We start from the raw sequence: 13,560 nt of genomic DNA, 5'->3' as shown, positions 1-13,560 counted from the left end.
ACCGCACAGGATGGCTTTTATCCTTTCTAAAATCTCCCTTATTCAAACAAGTCTTGATAAAGAGCTTCTGCTTCTTCATATGTTGGAAACACAGCATCATCAGGTGCTAGTGGATGATACGTTTCAAGTAAAAAGAGGGCAAGCTCTTCTTCGTTGTATGGATGTGAAACAATTTCTGCTTCTTTAATTTGTGCTACGTTTGCAGCATGTGGATTTCGATAAATCACATATACTTGATCACCCGGTTTGTAGTCTGAGAAAGGCAATCTGGTCACCTCCATTTTTTAATTATAGGGTGCCCTTCTCACTGCCCAATATGACTCAATATGATAAAATTCGACAAAAAAACCAGACAGTTTCACCTGTCTGGTTTTCATTCACTTAGTTCTGTTGAAACGTCTTCTTGACGAAATCAACCACTTCTTCTGTTGTGCTAAGTGATAAAATATGCTCTTTAAATGATGCAGCTTCTTCTTTAGAAAGCTTGCTTAGCTGCGTTCTAGCTGGAAGAATGGATGTTGCACTCATTGAGAATTCATCTAATCCTAATCCAAGTAGAAGTGGGATTGCGATTTCATCTCCTGCCATCTCTCCGCACATACCGACCCATTTACCCTCTTTATGCGCTGCTTCGATCACAAGCGTAATAAGACGTAAAATCGCTGGGTTGTAAGGCTGATAAAGATAAGACACTCGTTCGTTCATTCGATCAGCAGCCATTGTGTATTGAATCAAATCATTCGTTCCAATACTGAAGAAATCTACTTCTTTTGCAAATTGGTCTGCGATGACAGCTGTTGATGGAATTTCTACCATCATTCCGATTTCAATGGAATCAGAAACGTCTGTACCAGCGGCAACCAATGCTTCTTTTTCTTCAAGTAAAATGGCTTTTGCTTCTCTAAATTCTGATAACGTCGCGATCATAGGGAACATGATTTTCAAGTTTCCATATGTACTTGCACGAAGTAAGGCGCGTAGTTGTGTTCTGAAAATCTCCTGCTCTTCCAGGCAAAGGCGAATGGCTCTATAGCCAAGGAACGGGTTCATTTCTTTTGGAAGCTGCAAGTAAGGAAGTTCTTTATCGCCACCAATATCTAGTGTGCGGACAACCACTGCTTTCCCTTCCATCTTCTCTAAAACTGTTTTATACGCATCGAACTGCTCTTCTTCTGTAGGAAGCTGGTCTCTGCCCATGTATAAAAATTCAGTACGGTACAATCCAACTGCTTCGCCGCCATTTTCAAGTACACCTTTTACATCTTCAGGTGTTCCGATATTTGCAGCTAGCTCTACGTGAACGCCGTCTTTTGTAACCGTTGGCTGGTCAACAAGTTTCGCCCATTCCGCTTTTTGAGCTAAGTAGTCTTCATGCTTTTTTTGATACGCTTTCACTTCATCTTCAGAAGGCTGAATGATGACGTCGCCGCTAATACCATCCACAATGATCAGATCATCGTTTTTCACCGTTTTTGTTGCTTCTTTTGTCCCAACAACTGCTGGAATCTCCATAGATCTTGCCATGATCGCTGAGTGAGAAGTACGACCGCCGATATCTGTTGCAAAGCCTTTGACAAATTGTCTGTTCAGCTGAGCAGTATCAGAAGGTGTTAAATCTTCAGCAATGATGATGACTTCTTCAGAAATCATGCTTGGGTTTGGAATGTCAACGCCTAGCAAATGGCCAGTCACACGTTTCGTTACGTCGCGAATATCCGCTGCACGTTCCTTCATGTATTCATTGTCCATTGCTTCGAACATTGTGACAAACATTGTCGCTGTTTCTTTTAAAGCAAACTCAGCATTTACTTTATCAGATTTGATTTTATCCTTTACTGGGTTTAGCAGTTCAGGATCACTTAACACAAGAAGGTGGGCAGAAAAGATATCTGCTTTGTCTTGGCCAAGCTCTTTTAGCGCATGCTCTTTAATTGCTTCAAGTTCTTGTTTAGAAACATGAATTGCTTCTTCAAAACGCTTCACTTCTGTCTCTGGATCATTGATGTCTTTTTGGTGAACTGTTAAATCTGGTTCTTCCAGACGATACGCTTTTGCAATCGCAACGCCTGCTGAAGCACCGATTCCTTTCAGTTGTTGCATTACTCGCCTAGGCCTTCACTTTTCATTGTGTCTTTAAGCGCAGCAAGTGCATCATTTTCATCAGAACCAGAAGCAGAGATTGTGATTGTAGCACCTTTCGCAATTCCTAGAGACATTACACCCATAATAGATTTCAGGTTCACTGTTTTACCATTATATTCTAAGTTGATATCAGCATCATATTTACTAGCAGTTTGTACAAGAACTGTTGCAGGACGTGCGTGAATTCCAGAATCTGCAGTTACTTTGAATGTTTGTTGAGCCATTTTTATCAATCTCCTTTTTATACAATTAATACATCCACAATATTATATCATACTGCCGAGCTTGTCATCTAACAAGAACGGCAGTTATGAAAATTATTTTGAAATTTTCATGATGTTTTCTTGTCCAGCTTTGATTTCACCGGATGCTTGAAGGTCAATAAATTGTCCTTCACTTAAGTTGGTAAATACAATTGGAGTCATCAAAGATGGTACTTCAGACTTAATTTTATCAATATCAACCTCTAAAAGTTTTTGACCGATTTCTACTTGATCTCCCTCTTGTACAAATGCTTCAAACCCTTCTCCTTTGAGGCCGACCGTATCAATTCCGAAGTGGATCAAAATTTCAAGTCCACCATCAGATTGCAGGCCAATGGCGTGTTTCGTCGGGAACACATTTAAGATCTTCCCTCTTACCGGTGAAACAACCGTTCCATCTGTTGGGAAGATGGCGAAACCGTCACCCATCATTTTCCCTGAGAATACTTGATCTGGTACATCTGTAATTGGATGAAGCTCCCCTGTAATTGGTGAAGCAAAAATTTCTTCCCCTTGCTCATTTTGAAGCGGCTTTGCAATAACTTCTTCAACCTGCTGGCTGACTTCTTCTTTTGCAGAAGGGTCTTTCGCTGGACGAGGCGTGCGGCCTGCAATGATGTCCTGCATTTGTGTTTTTAAGTTATCAGAGCGCGGGCCGAAAATGGCCTGGATGTTGTTTCCTACTTCGAGAACACCAGAAGCGCCAAGCTTTTTCAAACGGTCTTTATCCACTTTCTTCTGATCATTCACAGTGACACGTAAACGCGTGATACAAGCATCCAGGTGCTTAATGTTTTCTTGATCACCCATTGCTTCAAGGATTTCATAAGGCAAGTCATTCCCTTTTTCAGACTTCGCCTCACTTGCTCCATCTGCTGCTTCATCCTCGCGGCCTGGTGTTTTCAGATTAAATTTGCGAATGGCGAATCTAAATCCGAAGTAGTAAATGACAGCAAGTACAAGACCTACTGGAATGACGAGCCACCAAGCGGTTCTATTTGGCAGGATACCAAATAGGAAGAAGTCGATTAACCCTCCTGAGAAGGTCATCCCGATTTTCACGTTTAGAATATCCATTATCATAAAGGATAATCCAGCGAATACACAGTGAATCGCAAATAATACTGGTGCAACAAACAAGAATGAGAATTCAAGCGGTTCAGTGATCCCTGTAAGGAAAGAAGTAAGGGCCGCTGATCCCATAATTCCTGCTACTAGCTTTTTATTCTTTGGTTTTGCTTCATGGTAAATCGCAAGTGCTGCTGCTGGAAGACCGAACATCATGAACGGATATTTCCCTGTCATGAATGTACCAGCTGTCAGCTGTACACCATCTTTGATTTGCGCCATGAAAATACGCTGGTCACCACGGACAAGCTCTCCTGATAAGCTCTTGTAGCTAAAGAACTCATACCAGAATGGTGAGTAGAAAATGTGGTGCAGACCAAACGGAATTAATGATCGTTCAATGACACCGAATACAAAGGCAGCCAGCGGCTCATTCGCTGCGAGCAGTCCTGTTGAAAATGAGTTCAGTGCACCTTGGATTGGCGGCCAAATGACTAGCATCAATAGCCCTAAAATAAGTGCTGAAATAGAAGTAACGATTGGAACAAAACGCTTACCAGCAAAGAAGCCAAGATATTGCGGGAGCTCAATTTTGTAAAATTTATTATACATATAAGCTGCTAATACCCCGACGATAATCCCGCCAAAAACGCCGGTAGACAAGGTCGGTATGCCGAGCATATTAATATATGCTGGATGGCTTTCCTTGAAGAACTTAGCCAGTTTGAGTGAATCAGATGGAATCGATCCGTTAGCCATTAATACGGCACTCATCGTGACGTTCATGACAAGGTAACCGATGATAGCGGCAATCCCTGCCACTCCGTCTCCATTGGCAAGACCGATGGCAACCCCTACAGCAAATAATAGCGGAAGATTCGAGAAGACGATGTTCCCCGCATTCTCCATGACACTTGCAACAAGCTGAATTGTATCATTGCTTAAAAATTGAGCTACATCAATCAGCTGCGGATTTTGCATCGCATTCCCAAGTGCCAGTAAAATACCAGCAGCAGGAAGGATCGCAACTGGAAGCATGAGTGCTCGTCCAATTTTTTGCAACACACCAAAAAGTGATTTAAACACTGGTTGAACCTCCTTTTGTTTTCGCTTACAACATACATTTGGGATGCTCCCTGACGTACATTTCATAATTAACCGTTTACATTTCACTTTCAAACGCAAAAAAAGGCATGGTGATATAAGGTTGCGCAAATAACAGGATCTTATCCTGTATTTACCTTAAGTCACTCATGCCTGATCGAATCAGTTACACGTTTCAAGGAAACTATGAAATTTTATTTGTCAATCTGTACAGATGAAGTGTCAGGTAGACAGCCTCAGCATCCTGTACAGGCTTTTTCAATGCATGCTGCAAAATTTTGATCATTTTCCAAGCAGTATTGTAGCATAAAGGATATTCATTTTTCAATAGATGAAGCAATTTTTCTGGCTCCTCTAATGATTCTCCCCGTTTAATACGCTCAATTGAAAACGTAATATGGCGTAATAAGCGTAAATAATGAATACTTTCTCTGTCTACTTTCATATGAAATGAATCTTCAATGACTTGAACCATTTGTGTAATGAGCTGCGAATGACGGTTCACTTCAGATAATGGCCGATTCGTCAAAGCTGAATGGATATGGAGCGCTATAAAGCCAATTTCTCCTTCTGGCAGCTTCGTTTCGACATCTGGCCGCTCGTTAATCAGTTCAACAACTTCCTTTGCAACCTCGTATTCTTTCGGGTAAAGCGATTGCGTCTCAAGCATAAAAGGGTTCGTGATATCATAGCCTTGCTGCACCCGCTTAAAACTAAACGCAATATGGTCGGTCAGTGCAACATGTATATGCTCATTCAATCGTTGTCCCATTTTTTCTCGTATATGATAAATGACGTCATTGGCAAGCTCGATCATGTTCTCATCAATATGATGAAGCAGTTGTTTATATTCTGTTTGTTCCTTCGTGTTTTTTAACACAAACATTTTTTCAAACACGTCTTGATCGAGAAGATCCCCCGATTTTTTACCGAAGCCGATCCCTTTCCCAATCAGAACCACTTCGCCCAAAGAAGGGTGTCTTGCGATGATGACATTATTATTTAACGCTTTATCAACGGTGAAGGATTCCATGAACATCCCCACCTCCTTCTTATTCAATCCCTCTTATCGTACAAAACAGATGAAACGTGCGTCAACGATTGTTTTTCAAAACGGTTGTTGTTCGCTCAATCAGGCGAAATGGCAGCATTCTTTTTTCTGATTTCTCTCCCTTTAATGCCCGGTCAAACAAGTCAAACGCTTCCTGTCCCATTTGTTTGAGGGGAATATGAATGCTGGAAATCCCTAAAACCTCACTCAATTGGTTATTTTGAAAGCTGAGTATGGCTGGTGATTCTCCTACTTTTATGTCATGACGCTGCGCCTCTAATAAAAAGCCGGCAGAGACTTCGTCATTTGTAATGAATAAAGCTGTAGGACGATTTTCCATTCTCTGCCATTCTACAAATAATTGCTTCCCATCAAGCAGAGATAACTTCCCTTCAATGATCCAATCCTCATCAATGGTCTGCCCGAGCGATTGCATCATATCTTGATAAGCCTGAAGTCGCGACTCGCTATTCGCTCCTTCTGTTCTGGCGAGAACAATCGCAATTCGTTGATGGCCGCATGCCGTCAAATGATGCAGGCCTTCCTTAAATGCTTGATCATGCGCAATCGACACGGTTGAGCATTGATCGTGCGGTGCAGGATGACAAAATATAATCGGCCCTGATTCCTGCCACTTTAAAATGTGACCATCACTTAACGCATTTGAACAAAATATTAAACCATCCACACGGCGCTCTTTTAAACTCATTAACGCTTCTTTTTCTTTTAATGGGTCATATCCTGTTTGAAATAAAGCAAAATGCATGCCGCGCGCCTGTGCTTTTTCTGCAATACCTGTGACGAGTGCGCTGAAATAAGAGTGTTCAATGTTTGGAAGGACGATGCCAAGCATATTCGAATAGCCCTTCGCTAAATGAACCGCCTGGATGTTTCTCGTATACTTGAGCTCTTTCATCGCTTGTAGAACACGTTCCCTTTTTTCTTCTTTAACATAAGGATGCTCATTCAACACACGTGATACGGTTGTCACAGATACGCCCGCTCTTTTCGCAATCTCCCTTATGTTTGCCATTTTTTCTCCTACTTTCTCTTGATATGGTAAGCGTTTCATACTTTAAGATGTATGTGAGCTGAACAAATCACTGGATGGAAAGGGGAATTCAAGATGGGTTTCATCATATGGATTATATTATGTATGACTGTTTTGTTTTCTGCTCGTTTTGCATTACATCCTTTAGGAAAAGAACATAAAATCAAACCGTTTCAATCAATTGATGATTTTTTTGTTGATAAGGATCGAGAAGAGTGATAAAAAATCACGATGACACTTCCAAGACCTGGACGTTCATCGTGATTTTTTTATTACTTGATGATCGTCAGCTCTTTCGGATAATTGGTTAAGGTGACTGGACCATCTGCCGTAATGAGAACATCATCTTCAATTCTTACGCCGCCGACTCCCGGGACATAAATTCCTGGTTCAATCGTATACACCATACCTTCTTGCAGAAGGTCGTCATTTGCCTGACTCATAGAAGGAAACTCATGAACAGAAATCCCTAACCCATGTCCGAGGCGATGTGGGAAATATTCACCATACCCCGCTTCTGAAATCAGCCCGCGGGCTTTTAAGTCAAGATCGCCGATTCTCACGCCTGGCTTACTCATTTCAAGTGCTGCCATTTCTGCATTTAAGACGGTTTGATAGATGTCCTTTTGCTTTTCAGAAGCTTCCTGATAGATGAATGTTCTTGTGATATCTGAGCAATATCCATCGACAATGACGCCAAGGTCAAATAACACAAAATCACCTTTTTTTAAGGCTGCCTGTCCCGGATTTCCATGAGGCTCGCCTGATTTTTCACCAAAGAGAACCATAGTTGAAAAGGACATACCTTGAATGCCTTTTTTCTTTAGTTCATATTCTATGACAGCGAGCACTTCTGTTTCTGTGACTCCTTCTTTTAAGGCGTTAACCCCAATTTTTACACCTTCATCTGCCAATTGAGCCGCTTTTTTGAGTGTAGCAATTTCAGATTCATCTTTAATCAGTCTGAGCTGATTGAGCGCATCTTCAGCCCGGACGAACGTTTCTGCCCCGGTAACAGCTTGGAGCTGTTCAGCTCTTTGAAGCGGAATCGATTCTTTTTCAATCGCGAGACGCGCCGTTTGAATACCGCGTTTTTCTATCGCTGATTGAATGAAATCAAATGGATTCTCATGATCTTCATATCCAATAATATCGCCGAACCATCCTGCATTTTTTGCCTGCTCGACTTCCATTTTAGGCAAAATAAAAAATGGTTCTGCCTCTTGGAACACAAACAGCCCCATCACTCTTTCATGCGGCTCTGTGAAGTATCCAGATAGATAAAACACATTTTCCTTTGTATGTATAAATGCACCTTGAATGTCTTCTTTCTTTAGCCAAGAAGACAAGCTCTTCATTCGGTTCATCATGATCCTCCTCACACGTTTTACTACTGGTCTATTGTATCAGTTTTTGCTTTATTTCGCACAAAAGCGCACTGGCATGTAACCAGTGCGCCCTGATGATTGATTTAAGATGCACGAAGCAGACGCAGACCATTTAAAATGACCAAAATCGTACTTCCTTCATGCCCGATGACACCAAAAGGCAAATCAAGCACTTGTAAGAAATTCGCACAAATTAACAAACAGATCACCGTTAATGAGAAAATAATGTTTTGCTTAATGATTCGATTCATTTTTCTTGAAAGACGGATCATCTTTGTTAGGTTATTTAAATTGTTCTTCATTAAGATGAGATCCGCTGTTTCTAAGGCAACGTCTGTGCCTCCGCCCATTGCAACCCCAACATCTGCTGTGGCAAGCGCTGGTGCATCATTGATTCCGTCTCCTACCATGATGATTGAATTACCTTGTTTTTTTAATTGATTGACCTCATGTACCTTTTCATCTGGAAGACATTCAGCCACTACGGTTTGGATGCCGGCTTCCTGCGCAATCGCTTCAGCCGTTTTTTGCTGATCTCCTGTCAGCATGACGGTCTGGATGCCTAAATCATTTAGTTCTTGAATCATTTTTTTGGCTTCAGGTCTGATTTGATCCTTAAGGCCAAGACAGCCAACAACTTCTTCACCCTTTTGAACATAGACCACTGTGTATCCTTGAGCTGAAAGGTCATCACCTGTCTCTTCAATCTCGCGGTCGATTGACGCCTTACCCGCAAAGTCTTTCTTCCCAATCCGCCACGTTTCTCCATTTAATTGTGCTTTTACACCAAATCCAGAGGCTTCTTCAATGGTGACATGGACTGATCTTTCTGTTTGGTGTTCTTTTGCCATATCAGAAATTGCTTTCGCTAATGGGTGGTTTGATTGACTCTCAATTTGATAGAGTGCCTGATAAAAAGCAGATTCATCCTGCCCTTTAGCCATGACGACTTGTTCTACGGCTGGCTTCCCGCTTGTAATTGTCCCCGTTTTATCAAAAGCAATCATGCTGCTTGTGCCTAGTTTTTCTAAAAAGACACTTCCTTTAACAAGCATTCCATTTCTCGCGCCATTTGAGATCAGTGACAGTGCTGCTGGCATGATGGATGCAACTAGAGCACAAGGTGAAGCAACGACCATAAACACCATTGCCCGGTAGAAGGTTTCACTCATACTCCAGCCGAGAACAAAATGAGGCAGAACCATTAATACCGCAACGGTAATCAGCACACCTTTTACATAGGCACCCTCAAATTTTTCGATAAATGCCTGGCTTGGCGAAACACTTTCTTGAGCGGATTCAACAAGTTTAATAATTTTATGGAATAGCGTTTCTTCATTATGTTTCGTGACTTCCACTGTTAAGGAACCATTTAAATTCACTGTTCCTGCAAATACGTCTTCCCCCTGCCCTTTTTCCTGTGGAATAGATTCGCCTGTAAGGGCAGATTCATCCACACTTGTTCTCCCGCTTAAAATGACACCATCTGCTGCAATGCGTTCCCCAGCTTTGACCATAATCTGGTCACCTGGTGTTAATGATGAAGCGGCGATTTGAATGGTCGTACCATCTTTTTCAATTAAAGTTGCTTCATCTGGTGCAATGCTCATTAATGCTGTTAAATCTTTCTTGCTTTTATTTGACGTATACGTTTCAAGCGCACCACTCAGTGAGAAAATAAAAATTAAGATAGCGCCTTCTGCCCAATAGCCAATCAGAGCTGATCCTATCGCTGCGAAAATCATTAAAAGTTCCACATTCAAGGTCTTAGACGAAATCGTTTCTTCAATTCCTTCCTTCGCCTTTGCAAAACCTCCAATAACAAATGCTAGGATGAAAAGAGGAATGCTCCACATACTCTGATCCTTTAGAATCCATCCAGTTAGAATAAGAATCCCCGATATACCTGCTGCAATTAATTCTCCGTGCTGTGCCCATTTATGTAAGGACCATTTCGATTCCTTTTGATTTGTCGTTTGGTAAAGTGCTGTATTCTCATTCATGATTGTTTTCTCCTCTCTAATTGATAATCGTTTTCATATTATCAATCGTTGCCCGTTTCTTTTTCATCTATATTTTCTGCTATTTCAAGCTTTTTATTGGTCTGTCACTCATTATAACAGGTTCTGATTAATTTTCAATTAATAATTATTATAATTTCTTTTTGATAATAATTATCATTATTGATATAGACCGTTCCGTCTTCTTCTGAGCACAGTGTATTCAGATGAAAAGCAAACGAACACAAAAAAGAACCAACAGAATTGGTTCTTTCACAGAAAGGATTTGTTCTACGAATTTGTCCACTCTTTGATTTGTTTTTTCGTCAGTGGACCTACATGATTTTTCACCACTTCTCCTTTTTCGTTAATCAAAAAGGTCGTTGGAATGGTGATGATTTGATATTTCTTCATCATTTCTCCGTGTTCATCTAGTATGATCGGGAATGTAAACCTTCTATCTTTCACAAATTGGGCAACAGCATGTTTACTTTGTTCAGCACCTAGTAAATTCACGGTCAATATGTTAACATCACTCTGATTTTCTTTCACAATCTGTTCAAATTCAGGCAGCTCCATTTTGCAGGACGGGCACCATGTTGTCCAAAAATGCAAAATGGTCTTTTTCCCTTTTTCTGGAACCATCTGCATGTCACCATTTAATGTCGGCGCCTCTATCCTTGGCGCCATCACAGGCTCTTTTGCTTCTGCTGCTGTGCTCGTTAGAAATAGAAGCAGGGTCATCATCAGAAGACTGGCGGGTAGATGTTTACGATTCATCATGATCTTCCTTCCCAGTTTTCTTCTAGCTTGCCCTCTCGATGGCGATGACATTCAAGCTTTTTTCAATGTAAGAAACATTGAAACGCCGAGCTCCTTACAAATCGTCGCATAATGCAGGGCAGTCAACAGCAGCATGCCTGTGTTCATCCCTAAAATGACACCCATCATATTCAAGCTTTCAATTGAACCGAGGAAATACACCATAGAAAAAGAGACGACATGCACCCATATATTATGTAGGAACACATCTTTGATGAGCCCCATTCCGATTAAACACGCTTGAAACGGCATCACAAACAGGTGGCATAAAAAGTATGGCCATAGCAGCTGTAAATAGACAGCAGCTTGCGGTGAATCAAAAAAGAGCTGTGTGAGCGGGTAAGCAAAATAATACATGACCATCACTGCCGGCACCCCATATCCAAACGTTATAAGAATCGCCTGTCTGACACGTTTTTTCACAAGATCATACTGACCTAAAGCATAGGCTTCAGAGACACTCGGAATCATCACAATCATGATGGAATGAGCGATAAACGCTGGGAAAAAACCGATCGACATTGCGACACCAGCCAGCATGCCGTAATGATCAACAGCAAGTGTTCCAGAAATGCCTGCTGCTACGAGCGCTCCTTTGATTAAAAATGGTTCAACCGCATTGGCGATCGCATGAAAGATGCGCATGCCCGTTGTCGGAATGGAAACGGCTAATAGGCGCTTTCGCACATCACTTCCTCTTAATTCAACAGACCTGACATTCACAGCATTTTTTGCCATGACGTATTGGGAGTATAAATAAATAAAGACAACAAGATCACTCGCAACAATGACACCAATGGCGATGAGTACTGCTGTTTCAATATCAAACGAATACCAATGAAAAAACAAAAACAAGCAGATAAGCTGGATCGTTTTCTTCAGCATATTGGCTAAAGCAATTCTGCCCATTTGCTGCTTTCCCATAAAATAGCCGCGGGCAATGGAGGTAAACGCAATAATTGGGATAAGTGACAGCACTAGGCCCTTCATAAGCGGATGATACGACTGAAACACTGGAATGAAAGGCAGTACAATAGCTGCTATAGCTGTTGTTGTACTTGTCACCACAAGTGTCATTTTAAAGGCATGACGGAGCATGCTTTTGTGGAGACGCTCATGTGATTCTGCAATGAATTTAGAAATGGAGACTGGCAGCTCTAAACTGGCGATCACAAGGACAAGCATGATGATTGGAAGGATACTCATATATAAGCCCATTCCATGTTCTCCAAGCTCTCTCGCTAAAATCATATTGACTAAAAACTCTATACACTCCGCAATAAAAGCTGCGACAGATAGCAGAATGACCCCTTTTACAAATCGATTCATGTAGCCTCCCCTTGTCTAAAGCAAATTCTTTTCACATTCTATGAGACAAGTCCAAAAAATATTTTAATAATTGAAGACAAAAAAAGAGCAATCTCATTGATCGCTCTTTTTCTCTATACGGCAAACACGTGACGTCCGATACGTTCTACAATTTTGCGGGAACGAATCCAATGATCTGTTGCCGTTTTTGGATTATAAAAATAGATAGCCTTTGTTGTTCTGTCATGCTCTTTTACTACCTGCTTCACCGCTTTAATGGAATCTTGATCTGCCTTATCATGAATGCTTCCATTCGATACTGGCTGGAAGGCATTTCGCTGATAAATCACACCTTTCACGCTGTCAGGAAAAGAACGATGCTCCACCCTGTTTAAGACAACACTTGCCACCGCTTTTTTCCCTTCGTAAGATTCACCTTTCGCTTCAGCGTGTACCAACCGAGAAAGCAAGTCCATTTCTTCATTAGAATACTGTTTTCCGCTTGCCTTATTCGTTGTTTCAGATTTTACTTTTTTCTTTTGCTTCGGTTTTGAAGACTTTTCTTCTGTTGACGTACTTAGCAATTTCACTTTTGGCTGACGCTTTTCTTCAGAAAATGCTGGGATGACTTGCTCGTGGTCTTGATCTATATATGAAAGCTGATGTTTAACAGGTGCTTGTGAAAGTTCGTGACTTAATGTGCCTTGCTGCTCTTGTATATTGTCCATCTTCATTGCTGCAACGAGCATAAGGATGACAAAAAGAGCTGTATGAATTTTAATCATTCGCCTTTTTCCTCCTATAATCAAAGTAGGCTGTAAGATACTTGTCCACTCTAACAAGAGCTCATTCTATTTTCACGCACAAAGATTTACATGCCTGTCCAAATTCCGTCATTAAATGGCATGTCCTAGTTGAGCGCACATAAAATGGAATTGTTAGCGCTTAAAAAGGTCCCTTTTTCACCTATCATCATCCTTATGCTCCTGATTATGGGTTATTACATTTTCTTTTCATATGTATCAGAGTCGTTTGAAGTGTGACAAAAGAACGAAAATAAAAAAGCTTTCTCTCATCAATGAGAAAAAGCTTTAGCTTCTTGCTTCTGTAAGATATTCAAAAATAACATCTCCACCATGTTTGGCGATCCCGCGAAAATGTTTAAAATCATCTTGATTCACCAAAACAGAACGAAACGTTAAAAAGTCATCTTTTTGGATGGCCACCTGTTTTTCCGTCCCATTCCGTAAAGATTCGAGGATTGTGAGGATTTGTTCTTCAGTCAAAAAAACCGCTCCTTTTCAGCCATGATCAATTATTAAATATACCATTCGTTAGAAGAGCATACAACGAAAACAAAACA

13 protein-coding genes are annotated in these 13,560 nt (G+C 41.1%); 1 reads left to right on the top strand and 12 read right to left on the bottom strand.

Features of this window, described 5'->3' with window-relative positions; all coding sequences use genetic code 11:
* Nucleotides 1-38: 38 nt before the first annotated feature.
* The 6 genes from MHH65_RS06585 to MHH65_RS06560 form a co-directional block, all read right to left on the bottom strand.
* The gene (locus tag MHH65_RS06585) at nucleotides 39-281 is read right to left on the bottom strand and encodes a transcriptional regulator SplA domain-containing protein (RefSeq protein WP_044331928.1); all 243 of its coding nucleotides are present in this window, start codon (nucleotides 279-281) and stop codon (nucleotides 39-41) included.
* Nucleotides 282-381: 100 nt separating this feature from the next.
* Nucleotides 382-2,100, bottom strand: coding sequence for a phosphoenolpyruvate--protein phosphotransferase (ptsP, locus tag MHH65_RS06580; RefSeq protein WP_024426847.1), 1,719 nt, complete (start codon nucleotides 2,098-2,100; stop codon nucleotides 382-384).
* On the bottom strand, nucleotides 2,100-2,366 hold the full coding sequence (locus tag MHH65_RS06575; RefSeq protein ID WP_003211078.1) for a phosphocarrier protein HPr: 267 nt from the start codon (nucleotides 2,364-2,366) through the stop codon (nucleotides 2,100-2,102). Before MHH65_RS06575 ends, ptsP begins: the two co-directional genes overlap by 1 nt.
* A gap of 93 nt (nucleotides 2,367-2,459) precedes the next feature.
* Nucleotides 2,460-4,559 (bottom strand): glucose-specific PTS transporter subunit IIBC, encoded by a 2,100-nt coding sequence (gene ptsG, locus MHH65_RS06570; RefSeq protein ID WP_098677363.1) that lies wholly within the window; start codon nucleotides 4,557-4,559, stop codon nucleotides 2,460-2,462.
* A 202-nt stretch (nucleotides 4,560-4,761) separates the two neighbouring features.
* Nucleotides 4,762-5,616 (bottom strand): transcription antiterminator, encoded by an 855-nt coding sequence (locus tag MHH65_RS06565; protein WP_024424695.1) that lies wholly within the window; start codon nucleotides 5,614-5,616, stop codon nucleotides 4,762-4,764.
* 55 nt (nucleotides 5,617-5,671) lie between these two features.
* Complete coding sequence (locus MHH65_RS06560) at nucleotides 5,672-6,661, bottom strand: LacI family DNA-binding transcriptional regulator (protein WP_098677362.1); 990 nt, start codon at nucleotides 6,659-6,661, stop codon at nucleotides 5,672-5,674.
* 93 nt (nucleotides 6,662-6,754) lie between these two features.
* Here MHH65_RS06560 and MHH65_RS06555 point away from each other — a divergent pair, with 93 nt between their 5' ends.
* Complete coding sequence (locus tag MHH65_RS06555) at nucleotides 6,755-6,898, top strand: hypothetical protein (RefSeq protein WP_162842493.1); 144 nt, start codon at nucleotides 6,755-6,757, stop codon at nucleotides 6,896-6,898.
* A gap of 53 nt (nucleotides 6,899-6,951) precedes the next feature.
* On the opposite strand, the gene MHH65_RS06550 is transcribed toward MHH65_RS06555, so the two are convergent.
* The 6 genes from MHH65_RS06550 to MHH65_RS06525 all read right to left on the bottom strand — a co-directional run bounded on the left by MHH65_RS06550 (nucleotide 6,952) and on the right by MHH65_RS06525 (nucleotide 13,483).
* Nucleotides 6,952-8,046 carry a Xaa-Pro peptidase family protein gene (locus MHH65_RS06550; protein WP_335350909.1) on the bottom strand — a complete coding sequence of 365 codons (1,095 nt, stop codon included), beginning with the start codon at nucleotides 8,044-8,046 and terminating at the stop codon, nucleotides 6,952-6,954.
* Nucleotides 8,047-8,150: 104 nt separating this feature from the next.
* Nucleotides 8,151-10,070, bottom strand: a complete 1,920-nt coding sequence (locus MHH65_RS06545; RefSeq protein ID WP_335350908.1) for a heavy metal translocating P-type ATPase — start codon at nucleotides 10,068-10,070, stop codon at nucleotides 8,151-8,153.
* Between the two features lie 288 nt (nucleotides 10,071-10,358).
* Complete coding sequence (gene stoA / locus MHH65_RS06540) at nucleotides 10,359-10,847, bottom strand: endospore biogenesis thiol-disulfide oxidoreductase StoA (RefSeq protein ID WP_326848847.1); 489 nt, start codon at nucleotides 10,845-10,847, stop codon at nucleotides 10,359-10,361.
* Between the two features lie 54 nt (nucleotides 10,848-10,901).
* Nucleotides 10,902-12,218, bottom strand: coding sequence for a polysaccharide biosynthesis protein (locus MHH65_RS06535; protein ID WP_024424690.1), 1,317 nt, complete (start codon nucleotides 12,216-12,218; stop codon nucleotides 10,902-10,904).
* Between the two features lie 113 nt (nucleotides 12,219-12,331).
* Entirely contained in the window at nucleotides 12,332-12,982 is a 651-nt protein-coding gene (locus MHH65_RS06530; RefSeq protein ID WP_070325763.1) for a cell wall hydrolase, read from the bottom strand.
* A gap of 306 nt (nucleotides 12,983-13,288) precedes the next feature.
* The gene (locus tag MHH65_RS06525) at nucleotides 13,289-13,483 is read right to left on the bottom strand and encodes a hypothetical protein (protein WP_034281552.1); all 195 of its coding nucleotides are present in this window, start codon (nucleotides 13,481-13,483) and stop codon (nucleotides 13,289-13,291) included.
* Nucleotides 13,484-13,560: the final 77 nt, after the last annotated feature.

It is taken from the genome of Bacillus sp. FSL L8-0654, assembly GCF_038629965.1.
Lineage (GTDB): Bacteria > Bacillota > Bacilli > Bacillales > Bacillaceae > Bacillus > Bacillus safensis.
Note: the sequence above shows the minus strand (reverse complement) of the source record. Positions and strands in the feature narration are given on the sequence as shown.

Bases quoted from the DNA above. Each gene is read 5' to 3' on its own strand.
- MHH65_RS06585 (WP_044331928.1), bottom strand. From the start codon at position 281: ATGGAGGTGACCAGATTGCCTTTCTCAGACTACAAACCGGGTGATCAA.
- ptsP (WP_024426847.1), bottom strand. From the start codon at position 2,100: ATGCAACAACTGAAAGGAATCGGTGCTTCAGCAGGCGTTGCGATTGCA.
- MHH65_RS06575 (WP_003211078.1), bottom strand. From the start codon at position 2,366: ATGGCTCAACAAACATTCAAAGTAACTGCAGATTCTGGAATTCACGCA.
- MHH65_RS06565 (WP_024424695.1), bottom strand. From the start codon at position 5,616: ATGTTCATGGAATCCTTCACCGTTGATAAAGCGTTAAATAATAATGTC.
- MHH65_RS06560 (WP_098677362.1), bottom strand. From the start codon at position 6,661: ATGGCAAACATAAGGGAGATTGCGAAAAGAGCGGGCGTATCTGTGACA.
- MHH65_RS06555 (WP_162842493.1), top strand. From the start codon at position 6,755: ATGGGTTTCATCATATGGATTATATTATGTATGACTGTTTTGTTTTCT.
- MHH65_RS06550 (WP_335350909.1), bottom strand. From the start codon at position 8,046: ATGAACCGAATGAAGAGCTTGTCTTCTTGGCTAAAGAAAGAAGACATT.
- MHH65_RS06545 (WP_335350908.1), bottom strand. From the start codon at position 10,070: ATGAATGAGAATACAGCACTTTACCAAACGACAAATCAAAAGGAATCG.
- stoA (WP_326848847.1), bottom strand. From the start codon at position 10,847: ATGAATCGTAAACATCTACCCGCCAGTCTTCTGATGATGACCCTGCTT.
- MHH65_RS06535 (WP_024424690.1), bottom strand. From the start codon at position 12,218: ATGAATCGATTTGTAAAAGGGGTCATTCTGCTATCTGTCGCAGCTTTT.
- MHH65_RS06530 (WP_070325763.1), bottom strand. From the start codon at position 12,982: ATGATTAAAATTCATACAGCTCTTTTTGTCATCCTTATGCTCGTTGCA.